Origin of the sequence: Ramlibacter ginsenosidimutans (genome assembly GCF_016654015.1) — a bacterium.
Taxonomy (GTDB): domain Bacteria; phylum Pseudomonadota; class Gammaproteobacteria; order Burkholderiales; family Burkholderiaceae_C; genus Ramlibacter; species Ramlibacter ginsenosidimutans.
Genome location: NZ_JAEPWM010000002.1, coordinates 352,010 through 376,729, shown reverse-complemented (window position 1 = coordinate 376,729; position 24,720 = coordinate 352,010). Strand labels below are relative to the sequence as shown.

Annotated in this window: 28 protein-coding genes; 13 read left to right on the top strand and 15 right to left on the bottom strand. The window is 70.0% G+C overall.

The window, feature by feature from the left end; all coding sequences use genetic code 11:
• Positions 1 to 49: 49 nt before the first annotated feature.
• Positions 50 to 556: a hypothetical protein gene (locus JJB11_RS07715; RefSeq protein ID WP_201169101.1), complete on the bottom strand. Its 507-nt coding sequence runs from the start codon at positions 554 to 556 to the stop codon at positions 50 to 52.
• Positions 557 to 564: 8 nt separating this feature from the next.
• Complete coding sequence (locus JJB11_RS07710) at positions 565 to 774, bottom strand: DUF3606 domain-containing protein (protein WP_201167977.1); 210 nt, start codon at positions 772 to 774, stop codon at positions 565 to 567.
• 113 nt (positions 775 to 887) lie between these two features.
• Between JJB11_RS07710 and gspF the strand changes: the two genes are divergently transcribed.
• Positions 888 to 2,111 (top strand): type II secretion system inner membrane protein GspF, encoded by a 1,224-nt coding sequence (gene gspF, locus JJB11_RS07705; RefSeq protein WP_201167974.1) that lies wholly within the window; start codon positions 888 to 890, stop codon positions 2,109 to 2,111.
• 4 nt (positions 2,112 to 2,115) lie between these two features.
• Positions 2,116 to 3,021 carry a 5'-nucleotidase gene (locus tag JJB11_RS07700; protein WP_201964691.1) on the top strand — a complete coding sequence of 302 codons (906 nt, stop codon included), beginning with the start codon at positions 2,116 to 2,118 and terminating at the stop codon, positions 3,019 to 3,021.
• Here JJB11_RS07700 and JJB11_RS07695 read toward each other — a convergent pair.
• The 7 genes from JJB11_RS07695 to JJB11_RS07665 form a co-directional block, all read right to left on the bottom strand.
• On the bottom strand, positions 3,014 to 3,964 hold the full coding sequence (locus JJB11_RS07695) for a DMT family transporter (protein WP_201167972.1): 951 nt from the start codon (positions 3,962 to 3,964) through the stop codon (positions 3,014 to 3,016). The genes JJB11_RS07700 and JJB11_RS07695 overlap by 8 nt on opposite strands.
• A gap of 71 nt (positions 3,965 to 4,035) precedes the next feature.
• Complete coding sequence (gene acuI, locus JJB11_RS07690) at positions 4,036 to 5,013, bottom strand: acrylyl-CoA reductase (NADPH) (RefSeq protein WP_201167969.1); 978 nt, start codon at positions 5,011 to 5,013, stop codon at positions 4,036 to 4,038.
• Between the two features lie 22 nt (positions 5,014 to 5,035).
• On the bottom strand, positions 5,036 to 5,593 hold the full coding sequence (locus tag JJB11_RS07685; RefSeq protein ID WP_201167966.1) for a Crp/Fnr family transcriptional regulator: 558 nt from the start codon (positions 5,591 to 5,593) through the stop codon (positions 5,036 to 5,038).
• Between the two features lie 4 nt (positions 5,594 to 5,597).
• Positions 5,598 to 6,218, bottom strand: coding sequence for an ABC-type transport auxiliary lipoprotein family protein (locus JJB11_RS07680; protein WP_201167963.1), 621 nt, complete (start codon positions 6,216 to 6,218; stop codon positions 5,598 to 5,600).
• The gene (locus tag JJB11_RS07675) at positions 6,215 to 7,171 is read right to left on the bottom strand and encodes an MlaD family protein (protein WP_201167960.1); all 957 of its coding nucleotides are present in this window, start codon (positions 7,169 to 7,171) and stop codon (positions 6,215 to 6,217) included. Before JJB11_RS07675 ends, JJB11_RS07680 begins: the two co-directional genes overlap by 4 nt.
• Positions 7,172 to 7,192: 21 nt before the next feature.
• A complete protein-coding gene (locus tag JJB11_RS07670; protein ID WP_201167957.1) occupies positions 7,193 to 8,011 on the bottom strand; it encodes an ABC transporter ATP-binding protein in 819 nt (272 codons plus the stop codon).
• Entirely contained in the window at positions 8,011 to 9,132 is a 1,122-nt protein-coding gene (locus JJB11_RS07665) for an MlaE family ABC transporter permease (protein WP_201167955.1), read from the bottom strand. The genes JJB11_RS07670 and JJB11_RS07665 overlap by 1 nt, the downstream gene beginning before the upstream one ends.
• Before the next feature lie 107 nt (positions 9,133 to 9,239).
• Here JJB11_RS07665 and JJB11_RS07660 point away from each other — a divergent pair, with 107 nt between their 5' ends.
• On the top strand, positions 9,240 to 10,013 hold the full coding sequence (locus tag JJB11_RS07660; protein ID WP_201167953.1) for an enoyl-CoA hydratase/isomerase family protein: 774 nt from the start codon (positions 9,240 to 9,242) through the stop codon (positions 10,011 to 10,013).
• Between the two features lie 2 nt (positions 10,014 to 10,015).
• Positions 10,016 to 11,788 (top strand): acyclic terpene utilization AtuA family protein, encoded by a 1,773-nt coding sequence (locus tag JJB11_RS07655; protein ID WP_201167951.1) that lies wholly within the window; start codon positions 10,016 to 10,018, stop codon positions 11,786 to 11,788.
• Between the two features lie 103 nt (positions 11,789 to 11,891).
• Here JJB11_RS07655 and JJB11_RS07650 read toward each other — a convergent pair whose 3' ends face one another.
• Complete coding sequence (locus JJB11_RS07650; protein WP_201167949.1) at positions 11,892 to 12,827, bottom strand: LysR family transcriptional regulator; 936 nt, start codon at positions 12,825 to 12,827, stop codon at positions 11,892 to 11,894.
• A 96-nt stretch (positions 12,828 to 12,923) separates the two neighbouring features.
• On the opposite strand from JJB11_RS07650, the gene JJB11_RS07645 reads away from it, so the two are divergent.
• The 4 genes from JJB11_RS07645 to JJB11_RS07630 all read left to right on the top strand — a co-directional run bounded on the left by JJB11_RS07645 (position 12,924) and on the right by JJB11_RS07630 (position 17,912).
• Positions 12,924 to 14,462 (top strand): CoA-acylating methylmalonate-semialdehyde dehydrogenase, encoded by a 1,539-nt coding sequence (locus JJB11_RS07645; protein ID WP_201167946.1) that lies wholly within the window; start codon positions 12,924 to 12,926, stop codon positions 14,460 to 14,462.
• A 160-nt stretch (positions 14,463 to 14,622) separates the two neighbouring features.
• A complete protein-coding gene (locus JJB11_RS07640) occupies positions 14,623 to 16,251 on the top strand; it encodes a GMC family oxidoreductase (RefSeq protein WP_201167943.1) in 1,629 nt (542 codons plus the stop codon).
• Between the two features lie 288 nt (positions 16,252 to 16,539).
• Positions 16,540 to 17,298 (top strand): TSUP family transporter, encoded by a 759-nt coding sequence (locus JJB11_RS07635; RefSeq protein WP_201167940.1) that lies wholly within the window; start codon positions 16,540 to 16,542, stop codon positions 17,296 to 17,298.
• Positions 17,299 to 17,369: 71 nt separating this feature from the next.
• Entirely contained in the window at positions 17,370 to 17,912 is a 543-nt protein-coding gene (locus JJB11_RS07630; protein WP_201167937.1) for a DUF2946 family protein, read from the top strand.
• 45 nt (positions 17,913 to 17,957) lie between these two features.
• Here JJB11_RS07630 and JJB11_RS07625 read toward each other — a convergent pair whose 3' ends face one another.
• Positions 17,958 to 18,878: a c-type cytochrome gene (locus tag JJB11_RS07625; RefSeq protein WP_201167934.1), complete on the bottom strand. Its 921-nt coding sequence runs from the start codon at positions 18,876 to 18,878 to the stop codon at positions 17,958 to 17,960.
• A gap of 225 nt (positions 18,879 to 19,103) precedes the next feature.
• Between JJB11_RS07625 and JJB11_RS07620 the strand changes: the two genes are divergently transcribed.
• Together JJB11_RS07620 and JJB11_RS07615 are read left to right on the top strand one after the other, a co-directional pair.
• A complete protein-coding gene (locus JJB11_RS07620) occupies positions 19,104 to 19,556 on the top strand; it encodes a pyridoxamine 5'-phosphate oxidase family protein (RefSeq protein ID WP_201167931.1) in 453 nt (150 codons plus the stop codon).
• A 33-nt stretch (positions 19,557 to 19,589) separates the two neighbouring features.
• A complete protein-coding gene (locus JJB11_RS07615; protein WP_201167929.1) occupies positions 19,590 to 20,171 on the top strand; it encodes a DedA family protein in 582 nt (193 codons plus the stop codon).
• Positions 20,172 to 20,302: 131 nt separating this feature from the next.
• Here the strand turns inward: JJB11_RS07615 and JJB11_RS07610 are convergent, their stop codons facing one another.
• The 3 genes from JJB11_RS07610 to JJB11_RS07600 form a co-directional block, all read right to left on the bottom strand.
• Positions 20,303 to 20,623: a hypothetical protein gene (locus tag JJB11_RS07610; RefSeq protein WP_201167927.1), complete on the bottom strand. Its 321-nt coding sequence runs from the start codon at positions 20,621 to 20,623 to the stop codon at positions 20,303 to 20,305.
• A gap of 142 nt (positions 20,624 to 20,765) precedes the next feature.
• The gene (locus tag JJB11_RS07605; protein WP_201964690.1) at positions 20,766 to 21,164 is read right to left on the bottom strand and encodes a helix-hairpin-helix domain-containing protein; all 399 of its coding nucleotides are present in this window, start codon (positions 21,162 to 21,164) and stop codon (positions 20,766 to 20,768) included.
• A gap of 88 nt (positions 21,165 to 21,252) precedes the next feature.
• Positions 21,253 to 21,453, bottom strand: a complete 201-nt coding sequence (locus tag JJB11_RS07600) for a YgaP family membrane protein (protein ID WP_201167923.1) — start codon at positions 21,451 to 21,453, stop codon at positions 21,253 to 21,255.
• Between the two features lie 292 nt (positions 21,454 to 21,745).
• Between JJB11_RS07600 and JJB11_RS07595 the strand changes: the two genes are divergently transcribed.
• Together JJB11_RS07595 and JJB11_RS07590 are read left to right on the top strand one after the other, a co-directional pair.
• Positions 21,746 to 21,961 (top strand): hypothetical protein, encoded by a 216-nt coding sequence (locus JJB11_RS07595; protein ID WP_201167921.1) that lies wholly within the window; start codon positions 21,746 to 21,748, stop codon positions 21,959 to 21,961.
• Positions 21,962 to 22,176: 215 nt separating this feature from the next.
• The gene (locus JJB11_RS07590; RefSeq protein ID WP_201169216.1) at positions 22,177 to 23,667 is read left to right on the top strand and encodes a thymidine phosphorylase family protein; all 1,491 of its coding nucleotides are present in this window, start codon (positions 22,177 to 22,179) and stop codon (positions 23,665 to 23,667) included.
• 50 nt (positions 23,668 to 23,717) lie between these two features.
• On the opposite strand, the gene JJB11_RS07585 is transcribed toward JJB11_RS07590, so the two are convergent.
• On the bottom strand, positions 23,718 to 24,170 hold the full coding sequence (locus JJB11_RS07585; protein WP_201167918.1) for a universal stress protein: 453 nt from the start codon (positions 24,168 to 24,170) through the stop codon (positions 23,718 to 23,720).
• 215 nt (positions 24,171 to 24,385) lie between these two features.
• Between JJB11_RS07585 and JJB11_RS07580 the strand changes: the two genes are divergently transcribed.
• Positions 24,386 to 24,688 (top strand): HU family DNA-binding protein, encoded by a 303-nt coding sequence (locus JJB11_RS07580; protein ID WP_277988786.1) that lies wholly within the window; start codon positions 24,386 to 24,388, stop codon positions 24,686 to 24,688.
• Positions 24,689 to 24,720: the final 32 nt, after the last annotated feature.

Genomic DNA, 24,720 nt, shown 5'->3' with positions numbered 1-24,720 from the left:
CACAGTTTTCCGGCGGCCGAAAAAGAACGGGGAAACCCGCAGTGCGGTCTCAGCCCTTCAGCTTCTCGTCTTCCTGCTTGGCCTCTTCCATCGCCTTGGGTTCCACGTCCTCGGCGAAGCGGTTCAGGCGGATGAACACGCCCCAGGCGGCAAGCAGGGCGCTGGCGGACAAGAGCAGCAGCGCGGCGTACGTGAGCAAGCGCACGTCCTCGTGCAAGGCCTTCAAGGTGGCCACCAGTCCCTCGATCACCAGCGCGACGACCAGCACCACGAGAAAGCGCGAGAGGAAGCGGCGCACCCGCGTCGGTGCGCTCACGTGCATCTCGCGGATCACCTCCTCCTCGGCGATCGTTTGCGCGATCTGCAGCGCGACCACGGCTGCGGCCAGCAGCCCGATCGCTTCGATCACCTTCTGCCCGGTGTCCAGGTCCAGTCCGTTGGAGACCGCCTGCCAGCCGGTCCGCCCAGCGACCGCGATCAGCACCAGCGACGCGAGGGCGAACAGCACCGCCATCACGCCCTGGGCGACGGCGAAGCCGTTGAGGACCAGCTTCATCGGCCTCATCAGCCGCCGAGCTCCTTCACCCGGTCCTCGTTGCTGCTGCTGCGGCTGCCCTTGAGGTGCATCTCCACGTCGGAGGCCTTGTCACCCACGGCGCGCACCGCCTCGCGCAATTGCTGCGGCGTGGCGTCGAGCCGCTGCGCCCAGCGCGCGAGCGCCTGTTCGTCCTGCACATCGATGCGGTCGGGCTCGACGCCCGGCGAATTCGGCATGGAAGCACTCCTTCGTGTCTGCCGCATGCTGCCGCAGCGGCGCCACCCGCCTTGTAGGCGGAGGCCGCAGCCGAACTGGGCCGCGCCGCAGGCGGCGGACTTATGATCGCCGCATGCCCGCTTATGCATTCGAGGCGCTCGACCCGGAGGGCGCAACCCAGAAGGGCGTGATCGAGGCCGACACGGCCAAGGCGGCGCGTGGCCTGCTGCGCACCCGCTCCCTCGTCCCGCTGGAAGTGCGCCCCGTCGCGTCGGAGGACGCGAGCGGCGGACTGGGCCAGACGGTGCTGTTCCGCCGCGCCATCTTCAACGCGACGGCGCTCGCGATCTGGACCCGCCAGCTCGCCGGCCTGGTCAGCTCCGGCCTCACGCTCGAACGTGCGCTGACGGCGCTCGCCGACGAGGCCGAGAACGACCAGCAGCACCACCTGATCGCCGCTCTTCGCGCGGAGGTGAACGCGGGCTCGTCCTTCGCCAAGGCGCTGGCGCGCTTCCCGCGCGAGTTCTCGGACATCTACATCGCCGTGGTCGGCGCGGGCGAGCAGAGCGGCCACCTCGGCGCCGTGCTGGAGCGCCTCGCCGATGACCTGGAAGACCGGCAGGCACTCAACGCCAAGCTGATGGCGGCCACGCTCTATCCGGCGATCGTCACCGTCGCGGCCATCGCGATCGTGCTGCTGCTGATGACCTATGTCGTGCCGCAGGTGGCGAACGTGTTTGCCGGCACCAAGCACGCGCTCCCCCTGCTGACCACGGCGATGCTATCGCTGAGCGCCTTCGTGCGCAGCTGGGGACTGGCCGTGATCGCGGTGCTGGTGGCAGCCTTCGTCGCGCTGCGCATCGCACTGCGCAATCCCGCGTTCCGCGAGCGCTTCGACGCCGGCTGGCTCAACCTGCCCCTGATCGGGCGGCTGGCCCGCGGCTACAACGCGGCGCGCTTCGCCGGCACGCTGGCCATGCTCGCTGGCGCTGGCGTCCCGATCCTCAAGGCACTGCAGGCCGCCGCCGAGACCTTGGGCAACCGCGCGATGCGCGCCGATGCGATGGACGCGCTGGTGCTGGTGCGCGAGGGCGCGCCGCTGGCCAGTGCACTGGCGCAGAAGAAGCGCTTCCCCGGCCTTCTGGGCATGTTCGCGCGGCTGGGTGAACAGACCGGACAGCTCCCCGCCATGCTGCAGCGGGCCGCCACGCAGCTCTCGCAAGAAGTGCAGCGCCGCTCCCTGCAGGTGGCCACCCTGCTGGAGCCGCTGCTGATCGTCGGCATGGGCCTGGTCGTGATGCTGATCGTGCTGGCGGTGCTGCTGCCTATCATCCAGCTCAACCAGTGGGTACGATAGCCGGATGGCCCTGCCCTCCCTCGACGACAAGCTGGTGGTCGCGATCTCCTCGCGGGCGCTGTTCGACTTCGAGGAGGAGAACCTCGTCTTCGAAAGCGGCGACGCCGCGGGCTACATGCGCCTGCAGCTCGAGCGGCTGGACCGGCCCGCCGCGCCCGGGATCGCCTTCTCCCTGGTAAAGAAGCTGCTGGCGTTCAACGACGCCGAGGTGCAGCGCGTGGAAGTGGTCGTGCTCTCGCGCAACGACCCGGTGTCCGGCATGCGCGTGTTCCGCTCGGCGCAGCACAACGCCATCCACCTGCAGCGCGGCGTGTTCACCCAGGGCCGCTCGCCCTTCGGCTACCTGCGGCCCCTGAAGGCGACGCTGTTCCTCTCGGCCAACGAGGCCGACGTGCGCGGCGCGCTCGCCGCCGGCTTCCCGGCTGCGCGCGTGCTGACCGAGTCGGTGCTGGCGCACGACAACTATCCCAACGAAGTCCGGATCGCCTTCGACGGTGACGCGGTCCTGTTCTCCGACGAGGCGGAGCAGGTGTTCCAGTCGCGCGGGCTCGAAGCCTTCCAGGAACACGAGTCGCGCAAGGCGGCGCAGCCCCTGCCCAGCGGACCGTTCCGCCCCCTGCTCGCGGCGCTGCACCGACTGCAGCAGGCGGGCAGCGCGAAGATGCGCATCCGCACGGCGCTGGTCACGGCGCGCAGCGCGCCGGCGCACGAGCGCGCGATCCGCACGCTGATGGACTGGAAGATCCACGTGGACGAGGCGATGTTCCTGGGCGGCCTGCCCAAGGGCGAGTTCCTGCGCGAGTTCGAGCCGGACTTCTTCTTCGACGATCAGACGCGGCACGTCGCGCATGCGGCGCTGCATGTGCCGTCGGGGCACGTGGCGGCGGGTATTGCCAACACGCTCAACTGAGCCGCCGCCCGCGCGATTCCCGGCGCGCGATCCACAAGGTGGAGCCGCAGATCACCACGCCGCCTATCAGCGTCGACTCGCTGGGCAGGTCACCGAACGCCAGCCAGCCGATGATCGACGCCCACACCAGGTCCAGGAACTTGACCGACTGCGATGCGGAGATGTCGGCCGCCGCATAGGAGCGCGTCAGGCAGTAGTGGCCCGAGCTTCCGAGCAGCCCGCACACGACGAACAAGGCCAGTTGCGCCAGCCCCGGTGTCTGCCAGTGCAGCACGGCCAGCGGCAGGCTGAAGAGCGTGACCGAGATCGCCTGCCACGCGACGATCACTTCGGCACGCTCGTAGCGCGTGAGCGCCTTGGTCATGAGGTACGAGGCCGCATACACCGGCGACGAGCACAGCATCACCAGGTCGTACAGGCCGCCGGTGCCGGACAGCTTGGGCGCCACCACGATCAGTACGCCGCCGAAGCCGAGCGCCGCCGCGATCCAGCGCTCCCACCGCATCGGCTCCTTGAACACCAGCACCGCGCCCAGCATGATGAAGATCGGCGTCGTGAAGCCGATCGCGGTGGTGTCGGCCAGGCTGATGCGCGGCAGCGCCGTGAACCAGATCAGCAGGCCGATGGTGTGCACGCCGCCGCGCGAGAACTGGCCGGCGAGGTTGTGCGGCTTGTACGTGGCGAAGCCGCTGCGCGCCATGAACGGCACCATCACGGCGATGCCCATCAGGTAGCGCAGGAACTGCGTCTCGAAGCCGTTGAGCGCGAGCGACAGCCCGCGCATGAGCGAATTGAGCGTGACGAACAGCAGCCCCGACACGCCGGACCAGAGCAGCGCGCGCACCGTCGGATCGAGCCGGCCGGCGCGCCGCTGCACCACTGCCGCATGGCGCGCCAGCAGGTGTCGTTTGCCGCGTGCCGCGGTCCCCTCGCTTCTCCCCATGCACGCACTATAGGACGCGCGGGGCCGGCAGTACCAAAGTGGCACTCACGCAGCCCCCGCGGGCTGCGCGCTCAGGCGGTCTTGACGACGATGCGGCCGCGCACCTGTCCGGCCATCAGCTTCTGCGCCGCCGCGACGGCTTCGTCCAGCCCGATCTCGGTGCTCATGCTGGCCAGCAGCTTCGGGTCGAGGTCACGGGCCAGGCGCGTCCAGGCCTGCTCGCGCAGGTGCATGGGCGCCATCACGCTGTCGACGCCGAGCAGCGCCACGCCGCGCAGGATGAAAGGGGCGACGGAAGCGGGCAGGTCCATGCCCTGGGCGAGCCCGCAGGCGGCGACCGCGCCACCATAGCGCGTCTGCGCCAGGCCGTTGGCGAGCGTGTGGCTGCCCACCGCGTCGACCACGCCGGCCCAGCGCTCCTTCTGCAGCGGCTTGCCCGGCGCGGACAGCTCGTTGCGGTCGATCACGGCCGACGCGCCGAGCGCCTTCAGGTACTCCGCCTCGTGCGCCTTGCCGGTCGCCGCGACGACCTGGTGCCCCAGTTGCGAGAGCACGGCGATCGCGACCGAGCCCACCCCGCCCGTGGCGCCGGTCACCAGCACCTCGCCGTCGCCGGGACGCAGGCCATGTCGCTCCAGCGCCAGCACGCACAGCATCGCTGTGTAGCCGGCCGTGCCGATGGCCATGGCCTGCTTCGCGCTGAAGGCGGAGGGGCGCTTCACGAGCCACTGCGACTTCAGCCGCGCCTTGCCGGCCAGGCAACCCTTGTGCGTCTCGCCCACGCCGAAGCCGTTGAGCACGAAGGGGTCGCCCTTCTTCCACTGCGGCGACGCGCTCTCCAGCACCGTCCCCGAACCGTCGATGCCGGCCACCATGGGCCAGCTGCGCACCACGGGCGACTTGTTGGTGATGGCGAGGCCGTCCTTGAAGTTGAGCGTCGAATACTCGACCGCGACCGTGACGTCGCCCTCGGGCAGGAAACTGTCGTCGACGGAGCGCACTTCGGCGCGGAACGCGGGCTCCTTCTCGAGCACCAGGGCCTGGAACATGATTCTCTCCTCGGAAAATGGGTCAGGTGATGGTCTGGCGGCGCAGCACCTTCACGAGCTGGGTGCTCGTGTTGCGCAGGCGTTGCGCCAGCAACTGGGTGAGCTTCACCAGCAGCTTGGCGCCGATCTCGGGGCGCGACCGGACCAGGCGCGCCACCCCGTCGCGGTCCAGCACGGCGGCCTCGACTTCCGACAGGGCCCAGCAGCTCGCATAACGCGGCTCGCCGTCGAACATGGACATCTCGCCCAGCACGGTCCCGGGCCGCAGCACGCCCAGGCGCGTGTTGTCGCCGCGTACTTCGGATTCTGCTTCCGGGCCGATGCGCTTGCCCACGTCCACGGTGCCGCGCAGCAGCAGCATCATCCAATCGTCGACCTCGCCTTCGCGGATCAGCATCTGGCCCGGCTTGGCCCGTACGTGCAGCATCAGCGAGCCCAGCACGTCGGCCTCCTCGGGACTGAAGTCCTCCAGCAGCACGCTGTGATCGAGCAGGCCCGGCCACCGGGACAGGCGCTCGCAGCAGCCCGTGACCTCCAGTCCGGCGGCGCGCATGACCTGCTCGAGCGGCGCGGCGGGCATGACGTCAGGCCTGTTGCAGCCAGCGGGCGATGTCTTCGGCCGCAGCGTCCACCGCGGCGCTCAGCGCGCGCACGCCGCCGGGCGCGTCGGCGGTGGGCGCCGGCCGCTCGGTTTCGAAGCGGCGTTGCCCCAGCAGGCGATCGCCGCCGCCGTTCGCCTGCAGCAGCGTACAGCTCAGGCGGGCGATGCCGCGGCTCTTGTCGGGTGCATCGAACAGCTGGAACAAGTCGTCGAGATGCACGCGCAGCAGCGGTGGACGCTGCGCGCTACTGCGCACGAGTGCCGCCGCCCCCGAGTTGTCCAGCACCGCGCGCTGGCGCCCCAGCACGTCGCGCAAGCGCTGGTGCACCAGCCGCGTCGGCGGCGCGCTCCAGCGGGCATAGGCGTAGGGCCGCAGCTCGAACGCGTCCTCGTACCCCAGGCGATAGAGCAAGGCGGTCGTCTCCAGCAGCCCTTCGGCTTCGACGTCCGGCAGCGTGAGCGCCGGATGCTCGCCCCTGGCGTCGGGACCGGCCGCGGGCGTGGGCCCGAAGTCGTACATCACCTGGTTCGCGGGCTTCTTCGGCAGCGCACTGCACGCCACCAGCGTCGCGGGCAACAGGGCGATCAGGCCGCGCCGCCTCATTGCCGCTCTCCCTGGGCCTGGAAGCCCGGTTCGCCCGGCCCGGGTTGTGCGGGCCCTCGTCCGTAGATCAGCATTTGCGGATTCTCGGTCAGTTGGTCGATCGCGCGGTCCAGCGTGCGCACCGTGCGCGTGGTTTCGTCGGCCACGCGGTTCAGGCGCGGCAGCGTGCTGGTGCTGAAGGTCTCCATGGTGGTGGCGAGTGCGTCGGTGCCCTGGCTCACGCGGTCAAGCGGGCCGCCCGGCGCATTCAGGCGTTGCGCAGTCTGGTGGAACTCGCGGGCGGTGGCGCCGATGTCGTCGACGGTGCGCTGCGCTCCGCGCAGGGTCACGCCGAACTGGTCGAGCGCGGGGTCGAGCTTCTTCTGCAGCGTCGTGTCCACATGCCCCACCAGCTGCCGGGTGCTGGTGGCCGCGGCGCTGATGTTCTCCAGCGCGTCGGCGACGCGCTTCTGGTTTTCATCGCCCAGCAGCTTGTCGACACGCCCCGTCACTTCCTCGACCCGCTGCAGGATCACCTCGCCGTGCTCCTCCAGCCGCGACAGGATGCCGGGGCGCAGCGGGATGCGCGGCGGCACTTCGTCGTTGGGTACGAGCCGCGGCGCCGGCTTGCCTTCGTCGGCGAGCTGGATGAAGGCCAGGCCGGTCACGCCCTGGTAGCTCAGCGTGGCGAAGGAGTTCGTGGTCAAGGGCGTGTCACGGTCGATGTCCATGCGCACCAGCACGTTGCCGGTGACCTTGGGGTCGAAGCCGATGCGGGTCACCTTGCCGACGTCCACGCCGCGGAAGCGCACCGGCGCCTGCTCCTGCAGGCCGGTCACCGTTTCCTTGGTGGAGATCTCGTACGGATCGCGCACACCGGTCTGGCGCGTGAGCCAGGCTGCGAGCCCCAGCACCAGCAGCGACAGCAGGGCCACGAAGATTCCGGCAGCCAGGGCATGAGCCTTGTTTTCCATGGTCTCTTGGTCCTTTTTCTTTCAGATCGCGAACGGGTACTCGCGCAGCAGCTCCATCGCACGCTGGCCCCGTTCCCCCAGGAAAAACTCTTCGATGAAGGGATGGCGGAAGGCGATCACCTCGCGCGGCTTGCCGACGACGATCACCCTCTTGTCCGCCAGCACCGCGATGCGCGTGGACAGCTCGAACAGCGTATCGAGGTCGTGCGTCACCATCACGACCGTGAGCGCCAGCTCGCGATGCAGCGAGCGCAACAGCCGCACGAAGCCGTCGGAGCTGTCGGGGTCGAGCCCCGCCGTCGGCTCGTCGAGCAGCAGCAGCGGCGGGTCCATCACCAGCGCGCGGGCCAGCGCCGCCCGCTTGATCATGCCGCCCGAAAGTTCGGACGGCATCTTCTCGGCGTCTTCCGGCTTCAGGCCCACCATCTGCAGCTTCACCATCGCCGCTTCCTCGATCAGCCGCGACGGCAGCGTTTTCAGTTCGCGCAGCGGAAAGGCGACGTTCTCCAGCACGGTGAACGCGGAGAACAGCGCCCCGTGCTGGAACAGCATGCCGATGCGGCTGGACGCGCCGTGCTGCGAAAGCGACTGCAGCGGCTGGCCGAGCATGCGCACTTCGCCGGAGGCGGGCCGCTCCAGCCCGAGCATCTGGCGCAGCAGGACGGTCTTGCCCGAGCCCGAACCGCCCACGATGGACAGCACCTCGCCGCGGTTGACGCTGAGGTCCAGGTCCTTGTGGATCACCACCTTCCGGTCCGGCAGGTCGAACACCGACCAGAGCTTGCGGATCTCGACGAGGGGACCGTCGGCCGGCACGAGGGGCAGTGTCGGGTCGGCCATCAGATGCCCACGGTGCTGAAGAGGACGGCGAACAGCGCGTCGACCAGGATCACCATCGTGATCGCCGTCACGACGGAGGCCGTCGTGCCCGCGCCCAGGCTCTCGGTGTTGGGCTGCACGCGCAATCCGAAGTGGCAGCCGATCAGCGCGATCAGGATGCCGAACACCACCGACTTGCTCATGCCCAGCACGAGGTTGGGCAGGCTTACCGCCGCGGGCAGCGCCTTCATGAAGAAGATCGGGCTGATGCCCAGCGACAGGTCCGCGGCCACCATGCCGCCTAGCAGTCCGGCCACGGTGGTCCAGCCGCTGATCAGCGGCATCGCGATGGACAACGCCATGGCGCGCGGCATCACGAGCCGGTACGTGTGCGAGATGCCCATCACGCGCATCGCGTCGAGTTCGTCGGTCACGCGCATCACGCCGATCTGCGCGGTGATCGCGGAGCCGGAACGCCCGGCGATCAGGATGGCCGCCAGCATCGGCCCGAGCTCGCGCACGAGCGCGATGCCCAGGATGTCCACGATGTACGCGTCGGCGCCGAACTGCCGCAGTTGCTGCGAGGTGAGGTAGGCCAGCACGACGCCGATCAGGCCGCCGACCAGCGCCGTGATCGGCAGCGCCGTGGCCCCGATGTGGTACAGGTGGCCGGAGAAGTCGCGCCACGGCGCCTGGTGCGGCGCCCGCAACAGCTCGCGCAGGTCCAGCGTGAGCTGCCCGATCAACCGGACGAAGTCCTTCACGTCGCCGAAGCGGCGCAGAATGCCCGCCCCGAGGTCCATGAACCCCTGGCGCAAGCCACGGCGTGCGACCGGCTGCGGCGGCGTGGTGGTGAATTCCGCCACCCGCTCCAGGATCGCGCGCTGCGTCGGCAGCAGTTCCAGCGCCTCCGGCCAGCGCTGGCCCCAGTGGTCCCACAGCAGCTGCGCGCCGACGTGGTCCAGGTGGTCCGCAGTGCGCAGGTCCCATCGCTGCTGCGCCGAAGCGGCGGGCAGGGTGTGGCGCAACTCGCGCACGAGGCCAGGCCGGGCGAACTGCGCGGCGGTCCATTCGCCCAGCAGCCGGACCAGCCGGCCTGGCGGCGCTGGCGCTTGTTCGAAGCGGGGCGTGGCGTCGGTCATGGCTGGAGGGGGGCCCCGCATCGTAACGGCAGAGCCGCGTCCTGTCGTGTAGGAGAACGGGCCGCCTCCGGCCGCCGGTTATAAGGGAGGCGGAAGGAGACCGGGCGATGACGAGCAACCCCGAACTGGGCGTGGCGCGCCGCGAAGGCGTGCTCTGGTTGACCCTCCAGCGCGAACAGCGCCGCAATGCCCTCAGTCCCGCCGTGCTGGACGGACTGGCGGCGGCGCTGGCCGAAGCGCAGTCGGACCGCAGCCTGCGGGTCGTGGTGCTCACCGGCGCGGGCGAGAAGGCGTTCTGCGCCGGCGCGGACCTGCAGTCGGGCGAGTCCTTCGCTTTCGACTTCTCCGAACCCACCGGCGCCTTCGCGCGCTTGCTGCGGCAGGCGCGGGCCAGCCACCTGCCCCTGATCGCGCGCGTCAACGGCGCCTGCTTCGCGGGCGGCATGGGCCTGCTGGCGATGTGCGACCTGGCCGTGGCCGCGCCGCACGCCGTCTTCGGCCTGCCCGAGGTGAAGGTGGGCCTGTTCCCGGCACAGGTGCTGGCCGTGCTGCAGCACCTGCTGCCGCGCCGGCAACTGGTGGAGCTGTGCCTCACCGGGGAGCCGATCACCAGCGCGCAGGCGCTCGCGCTCGGCCTCGTGAACTACGTGGACCCGGACCTCGACGGCCGGCTGGCCTGGCTGCTCGCGCGCCTGGCCGACAAGTCCCCCGCGGCCATCCGCCGCGGCTTGTACACGCTCAAGTCCATCGAGGCGATGCCGTTCGAGCAGTCCATGGCCTTCACCGAGAGCCAGATCGCGCTGTTCGCGCAGACCGAGGACGCGAAGGAGGGCCAGGCGGCCTTCCGCGAGAAGCGCAAGCCGCAGTGGACCGGGCGCTAACCATGGACAAGACGATCCGCATCGGCGGCGCTTCCGGCTTCTGGGGCGACAGCAGCGTGGGGGCGCCGCAGTTGGTGGCGCACGGCGACGTCGACTACCTGGTGTTCGACTACCTGGCCGAGCTCACCATGTCCATCCTGGCGGCCGCGCGCGCGAAGGACGCCTCGCTCGGCTACGCCACGGACTTCGTGCAGGTCACGATGAAGACCATCCTGCGCGAGGTCGCGCGGCGCGGCATCCGCGTGATCAGCAACGCAGGCGGCGTGAATCCGCAGGCATGCGCGCAAGCGCTGCAGGCGCTCGCCGCCGAACAGGGCGTGCCGCTGCAGGTCGCCGTCGTCACCGGCGACGACGTCCTGCCGCTGCTGCCGCAATTGCGCGAGCACGGGGTGCGCGAACTGCAAAGCGGCGCCGCCCTGCCCGAGCGCCTGCTCACCGCGAACGCGTACCTCGGTGCCTTGCCGATCCGCGACGCGCTGGCTGCCGGTGCGCAGGTCGTGATCACGGGCCGCTGCGTCGACAGCGCGGTGACGCTGGGCGCGCTGATGCACGCCTTCGCCTGGCGCGAAGACGACTGGGACCGCCTGGCGCAGGGCAGCCTCGCCGGCCACCTCATCGAGTGCGGCTGCCAGGCCACGGGCGGCCTGCACACGGATTGGGAGCAGGTGCCCGACTGGGCGCACATCGGCTACCCCGTGCTCGAGTGCCACGGCGACGGCAGCTTCGTCGTGACCAAGCCGAACGGGACCGGCGGACTGGTGAACACCGCGGTCGTCGCGGAACAGGTGCTGTACGAGATCGGCGACCCGCGCCGCTACCTGCTGCCCGATGTCACCTGCGACTTCACCCAGGTGCAGCTGGAGCAGGTGGGCGAGCAGCGGGTGCGCGTGCGCGGCGCGCGCGGACTGCCGCCCGGGCCGCACTACAAGGTCTCGGCAACCTGGCAGGACGGCTGGCGCTGCACGGGACAGCTCACGATCGTCGGCTTCGACGCCGCGCGCAAGGCGCAGCGCACGGGCGAAGCGATCCTCGCGCGCACGCGCGAGCTGATCGCCCAGCGCCGCTGGCTGCCCTTCACGCGCACGCACATCGAGGTGCTCGGATCGGAGCTCGCGAACTACGGGCCGCACGCGCGCACGCAGGACGTGCGCGAGGCGGTGCTGCAGGTCGGCGTGATGCATCCGCAGCGCGAGGCGCTGGAGCTGTTCGCGCGCGAGATCGCTCCGGCTGGCACCAGCTGGTCGCCCGGCACCACCGGTGCGGGCGGCCGGCCGAGTCCGGCGCCGTGCATCCGGCAGTTCGCCTTTCTCATCGACAAGGGCTTCGTGCAGCCGCAGCTGCAGTTCGCCGGCGAGGTCCGCGCGGTGCGCGTGCCCAGCGGGCAGCCACCCGTGCCTCCGCCGGATGCGACGCCCGCCGTCGACGCGATCCTGCCGCGCCCCGACTGGCCACAGGTCCCGCTCTTGCAGCTCGCGTGGGCGCGCAGCGGCGACAAGGGGGATCACTCCAATGTCGGCGTGATCGCGCGCCGTCCCGAGTGGCTGCCCTGGTTGCGCGGGCAGCTCACGCCCGAACGCGTCAAGGAGTGGCTGGGCCACCTGGTGCGCGGCCAGGTCGAGCGCTTCGACCTGCCGGGCCTGCATGCCATGAACTTCCTGTGCACGGAGGCGCTCGATGGCGGCGGCATGGCCTCGCTGCGCAATGATCCGCTGGGCAAGGGGATGGGGCAGATCCTGCTGGCGATGCCCGTGGCGGTGCCGCCGGGATGGCGCTGAGGGAAGAGCTGGGGTTCACTGCGTTCACCGCCAGCCTACGAGTGTGAAGGGCTACGGAAGGATTCGTAGGCTGGCGGTGAGCCGCAGGCGAACCCCAGCTTTCCTAACCCGTCACGAACCCCCGCGCGAACACGCCCTTGAGGTGATCGACCAGGCACTGCACCGCCCGCGGCACCTGCGGCGCCCAGGGGCGGATCGCATAGATCGCATCGCCGAAGAAACCCAATGGCCGCCACTCGGGCAGCACGCTCACCAACTCGCGCGGCCCGAGATGCGAGGCAGCGCTGAAGTCCGGCAGCAGCCCGATGCCCAGTCCGCCGAGCACCGCTTCGCGCAGCACCTCGCTGTTGTTCGCACGCAAGGGCCCATCCACCGCCACCACCGCGCGCTCGGCGCGCCGGCCGCTGCCCCGCTCGAAGGACCAGCTCTGGCCCGCGGTGTCGCGCAGGTAGAGCAGGCAGGCATGTTGCGCCAGCTCCGAAGGATGCCGGGGCCGGCCGTGCTTGCGCAGGTAATCCGCGCTCGCGACCAGCAGCGAGCGTGACGGGCACAGCTGCCAGGCGACGTGCGTCTCGGGCGGCGACTGCGTGTGGCGGATCGCCAGGTCGAAGCCCTCCTGCGGCAGGTTGGCGAAGCGGTCGCCCAGGTCCAGCTCCAGCCGGATCTCGGGGTAGGCCTGCAGGAACGCCGGCAGCGAGGGCGCGACCACCTGGCGTCCGAGGGCCACCGGGGCGGTGACGCGCACGCGTCCGCGCGGCGTGCCGGCCAGGTCGCGCACGCCTGCGAAGCTCTGCGTGATGCGCTCGAAGGCGCCGCGCGTCTCGTCGACGAGCTGCTGCCCGGCCTGCGTGAGCCCCACCGAGCGCGTCGTCCGCCGCACCAGCGGAACGCCCGCGGCGCGCTCGAGTTCGGCGATGCGGCCGCTGACCGAGGCCTTGGAGATGCCGAGCCGGCGCGCGGCCTGCGTGTAGCTGCGCGTTTCGGACAGGACGCCGAGCAGGTGCAGGTCGGCGAAGGCGGGGGTGGAGTCGGCGGGCATGACTGTTCATTCTGCCGAACAATCTGGTCAGCGCCTGCGCCTTTCCAAAGCCGGCGCGCGGCCCTAGACTGGCCTGCTACTGCACTGGATGAACCCATGAACGCACCTGACAAGTCCCGCCCCGCTGCCCTCGCCTCCATCGAACACTGGATCAACGGCCGCCTCGTGCCGGGCACCAGCGGCCGGCGCAGCGACGTCTTCAACCCCGCCATCGGCCAGGTGACCGGGCAGGTCGCGCTGGCCAGCAGCGCCGAAGTGGCGCAGGCCGTCGCGTCCGCGCAGGCCGCCTTCCCGGCCTGGGCCGACACGCCGCCGATCCGGCGCGCGCGCGTGATGTTCAAGTTCCTCGAGCTGCTGAACAAGCACCGCGACGAGCTCGCCCGCATGATCACCGCCGAACACGGCAAGGTGTTCACCGATGCGCAGGGCGAGGTCACGCGCGGCGTCGACATCGTGGAGTTCGCCTGCGGCATCCCGCAACTGCTCAAGGGCGACTACACCGACCAGGTCTCCACCGGCATCGACAACTGGACGCTGCGCCAGCCCCTGGGCGTGGTGGCTGGCATCACGCCGTTCAACTTCCCGGTGATGGTCCCGATGTGGATGTACCCGGTCGCGATCGCCGCGGGCAACTGCTTCATCCTCAAGCCCAGCCCGCTGGACCCGACGCCCTCCATCCGCATGGCCGAACTGCTGAAGGAAGCGGGCCTGCCCGATGGCGTGTTCAACGTCGTGCAGGGCGACAAGGACGCGGTCGATGCGCTGCTGGAGCATCCGGACGTGAAGGCGCTGTCCTTCGTCGGCTCCACGCCGATCGCGCAGAAGATCTACGAGACCGGCGCCAAGCACGGCAAGCGCGTGCAGGCGCTGGGCGGTGCGAAGAACCACATGGTGGTGATGCCCGACGCGGACCTGGACCAGGCCGTCGATGCGCTGATCGGCTCGGCCTTCGGTTCCGCCGGCGAGCGCTGCATGGCCATCTCGGTGGGCATCCTGGTGGGCGACGCGGCCGACCGAATCATGGGCAAGCTCGCCGAGCGCACCCAGGCGCTGAAGGTGAAGAACGGCACCGAGCTCGATGCCGAGATGGGGCCGATCGTCACCAGCGTCGCGCACCAGCGCATCACGGGCTACATCGCGCAGGGCGAGAGCGAAGGCGCGAAGCTGGTGGTGGACGGCCGCAAGTTCCAGGGCGCCAAGGCCGGCGCCGGCTGCGAGCAGGGCTTCTGGATGGGGGGAACCCTGTTCGACGGCGTGAAGCCCGACATGAAGATCTACAAGGAAGAAATCTTCGGCCCGGTTCTGGGCTGCGTGCGCGTGAAGGACCTGAAGGAAGCGACGGACCTGATCAACGCGCACGAGTTCGGCAACGGCGTGTCGCTGTTCACCCGCGACGGCAATACCGCCCGCGAGTTCTCGCGCCGCGTGCAGGTGGGCATGGTCGGCGTGAACGTGCCGATCCCGGTGCCGATGGCGTGGCACGGCTTCGGCGGCTGGAAGAAGAGCCTGTTCGGCGATATGCACGCCTACGGCGAGGAAGGCGTGCGCTTCTACACCAGGCAGAAGTCCATCATGCAGCGCTGGCCGGAGTCGATCTCGAAAGGCGCGGAGTTCGTGATGCCGACGGCGAAGTAAGCTTCGCGCCCGGCGCAACGAAGAAGAACGCAGAGTGCGCAAAGGTACGCAAAGGACGCAGAGAAAACCAATCGAGGAATTCTCTGCGTCCTCTGCGTAACCTCTGCGTCCTCTGCGTTCAATTGAACCGCGAGCAACAGCGGTACTTCGAGGAGACACATTGAGCGACACCAGCTTCGACTACATCATCATCGGCGGTGGTACCGCGGGCTGCCTGCTCGCCAATCGGCTGTCCGCCGATCCCACGAAGCGTGTGCTGCTGGTCGAGGCCGGGCGCAAGGACGATTACCACTGGATCCACATTCCCGTCGGCTACCTGTATTGCATCGGCAATGCACGCACCGACTGGCTGTACTCCACCGAGGCGGATGTGGGCCTCAACGGGCGCAAGCTGCGCTATCCGCGCGGCAAGACGCTCGGGGGCTGCTCCAGCATCAACGGCATGATCTACATGCGCGGCCAGCAGCGCGACTACGACGGCTGGGCGCAGCGCGTGGGCGATGCGGCTTGGACCTGGGACCAGTGCCTGCCCTACTTCAAGAAGCACGAGGATTTCTACAAGGGCGCCGACGCCCTGCACGGCGCCGGCGGTGAATGGCGCGTGGAAAAGCAGCGCCTGCGCTGGGACGTGCTCGATGCCTTCGCGCAGGCCGCGCAGCAGGCGGGCATCCCGCACAGCGAGGACTTCAACCGCGGCGACAACGAGGGCGTCGGCTACTTCCAGGTGAACCAGAAGAACGGCTGGCGCTGGAACACGGCCAAGGCCTTCCTGCGCCCCACCTGCTACGCGCGCCCGAACTTCGAGATGTGGACCGGCGCGCACGTGAGCCGCCTCACCTTCGAGACCTTGCCGGACGGCATGCGCCGCTGCACCGGCGCCGAAGTCTGGACCGGCAAGCGGCTGGTGCAGGTGCAGGCGCAGCACGAGACCTTGCTGTGCGCGGGCAGCATCGGCTCGCCGCAACTGCTGCAGCTCTCGGGCATCGGCCCCGCCGCCTTGCTGCAGCAGCATGGCATTCCCGTCGTGCACGACCTGCCCGGGGTCGGCGAGAACCTGCAGGACCACCTGCAGATCCGCGCGGTGTTCAAGGTCGATGGCGTGGCCACGCTCAACACGCTCGCCAACAGCTGGTGGGGCAAGCTGAAGATCGGCATGGAGTACGCGCTCAAGCGCAGCGGTCCCATGAGCATGGCGCCCTCGCAGCTGGGCGCCTTCACGCGCAGCACGCCGGACCAGCCGTATCCCAACATCGAATACCACGTGCAGCCTCTGAGCCTCGACGCCTTCGGCGAGCCGCTGCACCGCTTCAACGCGTTCACGGCCAGCGTGTGCAACCTCAACCCGACGAGCCGCGGCACGGTGCGCATCCGCAGCCCGCGCTTCGAGGACGCGCCCGCGATCACGATGAACTATCTCAGCACGCCGGAAGACCGGCGCGTCGCGGCGGACTCGCTGCGCGTGACGCGGCGCATCGCGGCCCAGCCTGCGCTCGCGCCGTTCCACCCGCAGGAGTGGCGGCCGGGCCCGCAGTACCAGAGCGACGAGGACCTCGCACGGCTGGCGGGCGACATCGCGACGACGATCTTCCATCCGGTCGGCACGACGGCGATGGGCGCCGACGACGACCCGCGCGCGGTGCTCGATGCGCGCCTGCGCGTGCGCGGCATCGCCAGCCTGCGCGTCGTGGACGCCGGTGCGATGCCCACCATCACCAGCGGCAACACCAACTCGCCCGTGCTGATGATGGCGGAGAAGGCCGCCGAGTGGATCGTGCGCGACGCCGCATGAAACGGCGCTGCCGCTGAGCTGCGCCGCACTTCGCCTATCACAAAGGTCTGCCGGGAAATCCCTCATGCGGTGCGGGTCGGCGCGCCAGTACAGTGCGTGCACTCGCGTTGTGTCCCCGGGCACGACAGACCGAGGGACCGAGGAGACAAACCCCGCACAGAATTCGAAGACGAAGCGCGGCACCGTTCCGGACGGGCCGGAACACTCAAAGGCGCCGCACTGCGGCGCTTTTTCTTTTGTCCGAATGCATGCGCGAGGGCCGCGCGTGCCACCTGCGACAATCCCGTGATGGAGATGCTGCTGGTGACGCTGGCCTCGATGCTGGCGGGATTCGTCGATGCGATCGTGGGAGGCGGCGGCCTCATCCTGGTGCCCGCGCTGTTCGCGGTCTTTCCGACAGCGGCGCCCGCGACCCTCTTCGGCACCAACAAGAGCGCGTCGGTGTGGGGCACGGCCTTCGCGGCCCAGCGCTTCAGCCGGCGCGTGGACATGCACTGGCCCTCGCTGCTGCCCGCCGCGGCCACCGGGTTCACCGGCGGCTTCCTCGGCGCGTGGGCGGTCACCGTGTTGCCCTCGGAGTTCCTGCGCAAGCTGCTGCCCATCGTGCTGGTGTGCGTCCTGCTCTACACGCTGGCGAAGAAGGATCTGGGCCGCGAACATGCGCCGCGGCTCGCCGGGCCCGCTCGCACGGCGGCAGCGTGCGCGATCGGGCTGGCGCTGGGGTTCTACGACGGCTTCTTCGGCCCGGGCACCGGCAGCTTCTTCGTCTTCCTGTTCGTGCGCGTGCTGGGCTACGACTTCCTCAATGCCTCTGCGGCCGCCAAGCTGCTCAACACGGCGACGAACCTCGCGGCGCTCATCCTCTTCGCGGTGAAGGGCTACGTCTGGTGGCAGTACGCGCTGGCGCTGGCCGTCGCGAACGTCGCGGGCAGCTACCTCGGCACGCACCTCGCGCTCAAGCATGGCGCGTCGTTCGTGCGCGTCGTGTTCATCCTGGTCGTCTCGGCGCTCATCCTCAAAACGGGTTACGACGCGTTCATCCGCTGACAGGCCGGGTTCGTGCCGTCCAGGCCACCCGGAAAAGTCGCACAGCGACGGTTCCGAGTGAATAATCGCTGATGGACGACATCGTTCGGCAGGCCATGGCCAAGTGGCCCAACGTGCCGCATTGCTACGGCTGGCTGGCGCTCGACGAGCGCGGCGACTGGTACATGCGCGACGACCGCGTGCAGGCCGCGGGCCCGTTCCCGCAGGCCAAGGGCTCGCTGCTGCGCCACGAGAAGCTGGTCGCGTTCATCGCGCGCAACTACGACCGCGACGAACAGGGCCAGTGGTACTTCCAGAACGGCCCGCAGCGCGTGTACGTCGAACTGCAGGCCACGCCCTGGGTGTGGCGCATCGCAGCCGATGGAAGCGTGACCAGCCACACGGGCGCGTCCGCGCAAGTGCGTGCCTGCCTCGTCGACCAGAGTGGCCGCGTCTATCTCGAGACGGATCGGGGCGTGGGCATCGTGCACACGCAGGACATGGTGCTCGCATCGGAGCCGATCGAGGCCGGGCGCTGGCAGCCGCAGGAGGTGCAGTCGGGCGAGCTGCCGGCGCGCTACGGCTTCGTGCGCAGCCCCGCGCTCGGCCGGCCGATCAGCAAGCCGGAGCCATGAAAAAAGCCGGCGCGCGGCCGGCTCTGTCCTGGCGAAGCGGGCCGCTTACTTGGCGGCGTTCACCATGTATTCGACGGCGGCCTTGACGTCCGCATCCGGCGCAGCGCTGCCGCCCTTGGGAGGCATGGCGTTCTTGCCGTGCAGCGCGGAGTTGTAGAGGGCAGGCAGGCCCTGCGCAATGCGCGGGCCCCAGGCGGCCTTGTCGCCGAACTTGGGCGCACCCGCCACACCGGCGGCATGGCAGGCCTGGCAGACCTGCTGGTACAGCGCCTGGCCCGCGCCACCGGAAGCGGCAGCGGTCTGCGTGGGAGCGGCGGCGGCAGGAGCGGCCGCGGGGGCCGGCGTGGCAGCGGCAGTCGCGGCCGGCGCGGCGGCCGGGGCCGCAGTGGCGGTGGCCGCAGGAGCGGCGGCGCCCTCGGCCGTCGCGGGCGCGGCGGCCGGAGCGGCCGGCTCGGTGAAGTGGGCGCCGCCCGCGTTGGCCATGTAGGCGACCGCGCGCGCGACTTCCACGTCGCTGAAGTCGCCGCCGCCCTGGGCGGGCATGGCGTTCCTGCCGTGCAGCGCCGACTGCACCAGCGCGTCGAAGCCCTTGGAAATGCGAGCGGCCCAGGCGGCGGCGTCGCCGAACTTGGGCGCGCCCGCTACGCCCGCCGTGTGGCAGGTCGTGCACTGGGCCTTGAAGACCTGCTCCCCGGTCAGCAGCGGCCGGTTGGCGTCGCGGATCTCCACGGTGCCCACCTTGCGGATGCGCTCGGTCACGCCGCGCTCGACATCCTGCGGCGTGAGGCCGCCCAGTTCGTAGCTCGAGACCTCCGTGCTGCCGGCCGGCTTGTTCTCGCTCGTCACATAGGACACGAACCCGATGATGACGAACACCGGGACCAGGAAGGAGAACAGCACCGCGATCAGCAGCTGCTTGGGAGTCTTGATCGGACCGGTGTGGGCTTCTTCCAGCGTGTCGCTCATGGCGTCCTCAATGAATGCGCGTTGTCGGGATCAACCGGCGATTATAGCCAGCGGGTCCCCCGCGGCCTGGCGCGCCGGGCCGCCCGCGGCGAGGGGCGGCGCAGCCGGCTGCGGCCTGCGCCGCCGCCCTGGCGGCGGGCGCTTGATTTGTCGCAAGCACTCCGCTTGGCAAGGGCGCAGCATTTCACCCTCGGCCGGCAGTGTGCCGGCGCCAAAGGAGGCCCCATGGACGAAACCCTTCGCCAGAAGATCCTGCAGTTGCTGGCGCAGCACCGCATCATGACCGTTGCCACGTTGCGCGAGGACGGCTGGCCGCAAGCGACCACCGTGGGCTATGTGAGCGAGGGCCTGACGCTGTGGTTCCTCTGCGGCCTGGAAAGCCAGAAGGCGCGCAACCTCGCGCGCGACAATCGCGTCTCGCTCGCCATCGACCACGACACGCCGGACATCATGGCCATCACCGGGCTGTCCATGGCTGCGCGCGCGCAGCCGGTGACGGACCCCGAGGAGGCACGCAAGGTTCTGCAAATGCTGGCGCTGCGCTATCCTGACGCGCCGCCCCTGCCCATGCCGATGCCGGCTCCGGAGGAGGTGCGCATCTTCCGCCTCACGCCGGTCGTGGTGTCGGTGCTCGACTACTCGAAGGGCTTCGGGCATACCGACCTGGTCGCCTGCTGAGACACCGATGCGCCAACCCGCCGGGAGCGCTCCATGACACCGACCGAGTTCCTCGAGACGTATGGCTACGCCGCCGTGCTGGCCGGAGCGCTGATGCAGGCCGAGACGGTGTTGCTGCTGGCGGGCTTTGCCGCGCACCGCGGGCACCTGTCGCTGGAGCTGGTGTTGCTGCTGGGCGCAATCGGCGGCGCTGCCGGAGGCCAGGGATTCTTCTGGATCGGCCGCCGCTGGGGCGGACTGCTGCGCTACGCGCCGCGCATCCAGGCTCCCATGCAGCGCATGATCCCGCTGCTGCGGCGCTGGGACGCCGCGCTGGTCTTCGGCGTGCGCTTCCTGTACGGGTTGCGCATCGCCGGCCCGGTCGCCATGGGTGCGCTGGGCGTCGATGCGCGCCGTTTCGCGGGCTTCAACGCAGCCGGTGCGGTGGTGTGGTCCGTGGTGTTCGTCGAACTCGGCTACCTGCTCGGGCACGGCATCGAGGTGCTGATGCAACGGCTCGATGGCTACGAGCGCGTGATCCTCTGGAGCGCCGCGGGCGTGGTGACCCTGCTGGTGGTCGGCCAGCGCGTGCACCATGCGTGGCGGGCGCGCCGCAGGGACGCCGCGGATTCCTGAACCCGTCCGCCCGGATCGCTTGCGCCTTCGCAGGCTGGCGGTGAGCCGCAGGCGAACCCCAGCTTGCTGCGCATCCGCTCAGAAAAGCAGAACGGACCCGAAGGTCCGTCGTGCGGTCGAAACCGGCGGGCTCAGTTCGGGCCGGCGTTGTCCTTCGGCGCCTTGGTGACCATGGCACCTTCGGCCTTGCGCGCCTTGGAGGCTTCCTTGCGCTCGGTCTTGGTCGTTTGCTTCGCGGTCCCGGTATTGGCCGGTTCCGCGTCGGTCTTCGTGGACTTCGCGACCGTGGCGCCTTCCGTCTTGCGCTTCGACTTGGCTTCCGCCTTCTCGCTGGCAGTGGCGGGCTTGGCCTTGGCCTTGGCCGCCTTGTCTTCGCCCGGGCCCGACGTCTGGGCGAAGGCATTGGCAGCCAGCAGGGCGGCCATGGCGATGACGAGATTCAGTTTCTTCATGCGATTCTCCGATTCGGGTTGGATGTGAGGCGGTGTGAGCAGGACCGGAACGCCTCCGATCCTGCCAGCAGTATTCCCATGCGCGCGCACGTCGGCTTGATCTCACTCAACTGCACGTGATGCCCGCGCGCCGCACGTGCGATCAGCCCGCCGCGGAGCGCCAGATGCTGCACATCCAGCTGGTGGGCGACGCAGGATTGGCCGCATGGCCCTGCCTGTCGCAGCGCCGGACCCTGCGATCGATGGGTGACTGCCGCCAGGCCCGCGGCTGCTCCCGCGCGGCGGCGTCGGGCCGGCGCGGGTGCGATTCGAGTTGCGCCGTCACGGCGCGCAGGATGTTCTCCTCCAGCGCGGCGCTGAAGCCCGGGGCGCAGCGCAGCCTGCGCTCCTGTGCCGCGATCCGCAGTTCGGCGAGGGACTGCACCCCCAGGCGGCACAGCGCCTGCACGCGCTTGGGGCCGAGACCCCGCAGTTGCAGCAACTCGATCGCGGCGTCCGGCAAGTCGTCGCGCGCGCTCTCCATGTGGAGAGATTCATTCATCGTGGCCTCCATTGCCAAGTACGACGCGTGCAAGGTACAAGCACGCGACCGCTGCACGCTTGTTCTGTGTCAAGCGCGCCTTGCTGCCTCAAGGCAGCTTGGTCGACACCGCGCAGGTGCTCACGCCCAGCAGCCGGTACAGCGGGCAGAAGCGCACGAGCCCCGTGCCCAGCGGCACGATGCCGATGAGCCCCCACGCACCGATGGAACCGGCGGCAAACAGCCCCAGCAGTGCCAGTCCGACGACGATCCGCAGCACGCGGTCCACGGTACCGATGTTGGTCTTCATGAGTCGCCTCGCTCAGGTTGGAAAGTCCAGGGGAACGATAGACCCGCGCAGCGCGAACACCTTGCGCTGCATCAACTGCGTCTGCGCCTCGCGCGCCTCGGTCATGAGCCAATTTCCGCGCTGCCGCACTGCGACGCGGCTAGGAAGATTCCGATCCCTACTCGGCGAAACCCGCTCGCCGCATCGGAGCGTGCCTAGGGCCCGAATCAGCCGCTTCCGATGGGCGCACGGGCCTTGCTCGCCGATAGTGGAAGCACGCGAGGGGTGCGGGCCCCGCGGCAGGAGATCCACCATGCAGTCCTCTCCCCAGTTCCAGTTGCGCTTCGACTCGCTGTTCCAGCCCGGTCGCGGCTACGCATTCCCTTGCGACGCGCGCGGATGCGTCGACCTCGATGCCCTGAGCGAGCGCGCCAGGAACAACTACCTGTTCGCGCGGGCCATGGTGGGCCGCGACCTGGCGACGCCGGCCGTGGAAGTTTCCGCCACCGCACTGCATCCGCTACAGTGAGCGCTGCGCTGCACGGGGATCGCCGTGCAGCGAAGACATCCTTCCATGAACATCCACCTGCCACCGACGCCCGCCACGGGCCGACGACTGTGCGCGGCGGATGCCGCCGTGGGGAGAGCCCGCGGCGGCGACTCGATCGAGGTGGCCGACTGAGCCACTCTCCGCACGGCCCCGGCGCCCTTGCCCCGGACGCGGCGCCGCACCCATCGAGCCAGTTGCGGCTGCGCCGGCTCGGCATCGACACCTACCAGGAGCCGGTGCTGTACCTGCATCGCGACTGCCCGGTCTGCCGTTCGGAGGGCTTCGAGGCGCAGTCCCGGGTGGAACTGCTGCTGGACGGCCGCAGCGTCATGGCCACGCTGAACGTCGTGACGGGCGACTTTCTTTCACCCAGCGACGCGGGGCTGTCGGAAGCGGCGTGGCGACTGCTGGGAGCCCGCGAAGGCGAGATCGCCAGCCTGCGCCACCCGGCGCCGCTCGCATCGCTGAGCCACCTGCGCGCCAAGATCCAGGGCTGGCCGCTGACCCTGGTCGGCGTGCGGGCGATCATCGACGACGTCGCCGCGGGCCGTTACTCGGACCTGCAGCTCGCCGCCTTCGTGACCGCCTGCGCGGGCAGGCCGCTGGACCTGCAGGAGACCGCAGCCCTCACGCGCGCCATGGTGGACGCCGGCGAACGCATCGACTGGGGCCGCGGGCTGGTGATGGACAAGCATTGCGTGGGCGGGCTGCCCGGCAACCGCACGACGATGATCGTGGTGCCCATCGTCGCGGCCTGCGGGCTGCGCATGCCCAAGACCTCCTCGCGCGCGATCACCTCGCCGGCAGGCACTGCCGATGCGATGGAGACCGTCGCGCCCGTAGGCCTCGACGTGCCGGCGATCCGGCGCGTGGTGGAGCGCACCGGCGGCTGCATCGTGTGGGGCGGCGCCGTGCGCCTGAGCCCCGCCGACGACATCCTGATCCGCGTCGAGCGGCCGCTGGAACTCGACAGCCAGGAACAGATGGTGGCATCCATCCTGTCCAAGAAAGCCGCCGCAGGTTCGACGCACGTGCTCATCGACATCCCGGTCGGGCCCACGGCAAAGATCCGCAGCGCCAGCGCCGCCGACGCACTCGCACAGCAACTCGAAAGCGTGGCCCTCGCGATGGGCATGCGCCTGCGCATCGTGCGCACCAGCGGCCTGGAGCCCGTGGGACACGGCATCGGGCCCGCACTGGAAGCGCGCGACGTGCTGGCCGTGCTGAGGAACCGGCCGGACGCCCCGGCGGACCTGGCCGAGCGCGCCTTGCGGCTCGCGGGTGAGTTGCTCGAGTTCGGTGGCGCCGCGGCCTCCGGCCAGGGCTTGCAGAGGGCGCAGCACGTGCTCGCCAGCGGCCAGGCCTGGGCCAAGTTCCAGGAGATCTGCGCAGCGCAGGGCGGCATGCGGGAGCCCGCAGTCGCGCCTTACCGGCACGCCGTCGCGGCGGCGCACACCGGGCGCGTGACCGCGATCGACAACCGCCGGCTCGCACGCTTTGCCAAGCTCGCCGGCGCGCCGCTCGCCCCGAGCGCAGGCGTCGACCTGCACGTCCACCTCGGCACGCGCGTGGACGCCGGGCAGCCGCTGTTCACGCTGCACGCGGAGTCCCCGGGCGAACTGGCCTATGCGCTGGGCTACGCCGCGCAGCAGTCCGATACGGTGCAGGTCACGGCAGACGCTTGAGGCCGGCGCCGGCAAGTCGGCGCGGCGCCCGATGCGCCGCCACCGCAGGCTCAGTCATGCACGGGATTGTTGCTGCCCCGCACGGACAGCACCGGCACGCGGCTCGCACGCAGGACCTGTTCGGCACCACTGCCCAGGAGCACGCGCCCCACGCCCTTGCGGCCATGCGTGCCCACCACGACCAGGTCGGCTTCCCAGGCCCGTGCCTCATCCGCGACGATGTCGCCGAGCCGCCGCCCGGGCGCTTCCACCAGCCGCGAATCAGCCGGCACCCCGGTGGCGTTGGCCACCGCGAGCGCCTCTTGCAGGATCTTGCCCGCCCATTCGCGGGCAGACCGGAGGATGGTCGGGTCGAAGGCCGTGTCGGCCACGTACACCAGTTCGTCCACCGAGTGGATCACGCGGATGCGGCCGCCCGTCTCGCGCGCGATCTGCAGGGCCGCCACGAGGGCGCGGTTGGAGGTCTCGCTGCCGTCGACCGGCACCAGGATGCGCTTGAACATGGGGTCTCCAGGAAAAGGGGAGGGGGACCTGTCCATGGTGGAACAAGGCGCCGCCGCGGTCTTGAGCCTCGTCAAGCCGGCATACGCGGGCCTGGCGCCGGGTCGTGGCCGCCGGAGGCATCGGCCGGGCGCGGCAGCGCGGCAAGGCAGGCGGAAACAATTCTTCGCGGTTGCCCGGCGGCCAGATGAGTTCGCGGTGACTACACTTTGCGGTCTTGAAGTTCTCACCTGCGAAACAAATGAACAAGACCGAACTCGTCCAATCCCTGGCCAACGCCACCGAACAGTCGCAGGCCGCCGCGTCCAGGAGCCTCGACGCCTTCATCCGCATCGTCTCCGAGGAACTCGCGAAAGGCGGCGAGGTCGTGATCCCCGGCTTCGGCAGCTTCAAGCGGGCCGAGCGCGCGGAGCGCTCCGGCCGCAATCCGCAGACCGGCGAGGCGATGACCATCGCGGCCTCCAACAGCGTGAAGTTCGCCCCCGGCGCGGCCCTCAAGGCCGCCGTGAATTCGAAATAGTCGAAAGCCTCGCCGCGTGCGCCGCCGGGCCT

Excerpts from the sequence above, each read along its gene's own strand:
- JJB11_RS07650 (WP_201167949.1), bottom strand. The coding sequence starts at position 12,827 with ATGCCCGCCGACTCCACCCCCGCCTTCGCCGACCTGCACCTGCTCGGC.
- JJB11_RS07655 (WP_201167951.1), top strand. The coding sequence starts at position 10,016 with ATGGACAAGACGATCCGCATCGGCGGCGCTTCCGGCTTCTGGGGCGAC.
- JJB11_RS07630 (WP_201167937.1), top strand. The coding sequence starts at position 17,370 with ATGGACGACATCGTTCGGCAGGCCATGGCCAAGTGGCCCAACGTGCCG.
- JJB11_RS07615 (WP_201167929.1), top strand. The coding sequence starts at position 19,590 with ATGACACCGACCGAGTTCCTCGAGACGTATGGCTACGCCGCCGTGCTG.
- gspF (WP_201167974.1), top strand. The coding sequence starts at position 888 with ATGCCCGCTTATGCATTCGAGGCGCTCGACCCGGAGGGCGCAACCCAG.
- JJB11_RS07595 (WP_201167921.1), top strand. The coding sequence starts at position 21,746 with ATGCAGTCCTCTCCCCAGTTCCAGTTGCGCTTCGACTCGCTGTTCCAG.
- JJB11_RS07635 (WP_201167940.1), top strand. The coding sequence starts at position 16,540 with ATGGAGATGCTGCTGGTGACGCTGGCCTCGATGCTGGCGGGATTCGTC.
- JJB11_RS07585 (WP_201167918.1), bottom strand. The coding sequence starts at position 24,170 with ATGTTCAAGCGCATCCTGGTGCCGGTCGACGGCAGCGAGACCTCCAAC.
- JJB11_RS07645 (WP_201167946.1), top strand. The coding sequence starts at position 12,924 with ATGAACGCACCTGACAAGTCCCGCCCCGCTGCCCTCGCCTCCATCGAA.
- JJB11_RS07695 (WP_201167972.1), bottom strand. The coding sequence starts at position 3,964 with ATGGGGAGAAGCGAGGGGACCGCGGCACGCGGCAAACGACACCTGCTG.
- JJB11_RS07620 (WP_201167931.1), top strand. The coding sequence starts at position 19,104 with ATGGACGAAACCCTTCGCCAGAAGATCCTGCAGTTGCTGGCGCAGCAC.
- JJB11_RS07660 (WP_201167953.1), top strand. The coding sequence starts at position 9,240 with ATGACGAGCAACCCCGAACTGGGCGTGGCGCGCCGCGAAGGCGTGCTC.
- JJB11_RS07715 (WP_201169101.1), bottom strand. The coding sequence starts at position 556 with ATGAAGCTGGTCCTCAACGGCTTCGCCGTCGCCCAGGGCGTGATGGCG.
- JJB11_RS07675 (WP_201167960.1), bottom strand. The coding sequence starts at position 7,171 with ATGGAAAACAAGGCTCATGCCCTGGCTGCCGGAATCTTCGTGGCCCTG.
- JJB11_RS07665 (WP_201167955.1), bottom strand. The coding sequence starts at position 9,132 with ATGACCGACGCCACGCCCCGCTTCGAACAAGCGCCAGCGCCGCCAGGC.
- JJB11_RS07670 (WP_201167957.1), bottom strand. The coding sequence starts at position 8,011 with ATGGCCGACCCGACACTGCCCCTCGTGCCGGCCGACGGTCCCCTCGTC.
- JJB11_RS07685 (WP_201167966.1), bottom strand. The coding sequence starts at position 5,593 with ATGCCCGCCGCGCCGCTCGAGCAGGTCATGCGCGCCGCCGGACTGGAG.
- JJB11_RS07605 (WP_201964690.1), bottom strand. The coding sequence starts at position 21,164 with ATGAATGAATCTCTCCACATGGAGAGCGCGCGCGACGACTTGCCGGAC.
- acuI (WP_201167969.1), bottom strand. The coding sequence starts at position 5,013 with ATGTTCCAGGCCCTGGTGCTCGAGAAGGAGCCCGCGTTCCGCGCCGAA.
- JJB11_RS07625 (WP_201167934.1), bottom strand. The coding sequence starts at position 18,878 with ATGAGCGACACGCTGGAAGAAGCCCACACCGGTCCGATCAAGACTCCC.
- JJB11_RS07610 (WP_201167927.1), bottom strand. The coding sequence starts at position 20,623 with ATGAAGAAACTGAATCTCGTCATCGCCATGGCCGCCCTGCTGGCTGCC.
- JJB11_RS07680 (WP_201167963.1), bottom strand. The coding sequence starts at position 6,218 with ATGAGGCGGCGCGGCCTGATCGCCCTGTTGCCCGCGACGCTGGTGGCG.
- JJB11_RS07710 (WP_201167977.1), bottom strand. The coding sequence starts at position 774 with ATGCCGAATTCGCCGGGCGTCGAGCCCGACCGCATCGATGTGCAGGAC.
- JJB11_RS07700 (WP_201964691.1), top strand. The coding sequence starts at position 2,116 with ATGGCCCTGCCCTCCCTCGACGACAAGCTGGTGGTCGCGATCTCCTCG.
- JJB11_RS07600 (WP_201167923.1), bottom strand. The coding sequence starts at position 21,453 with ATGAAGACCAACATCGGTACCGTGGACCGCGTGCTGCGGATCGTCGTC.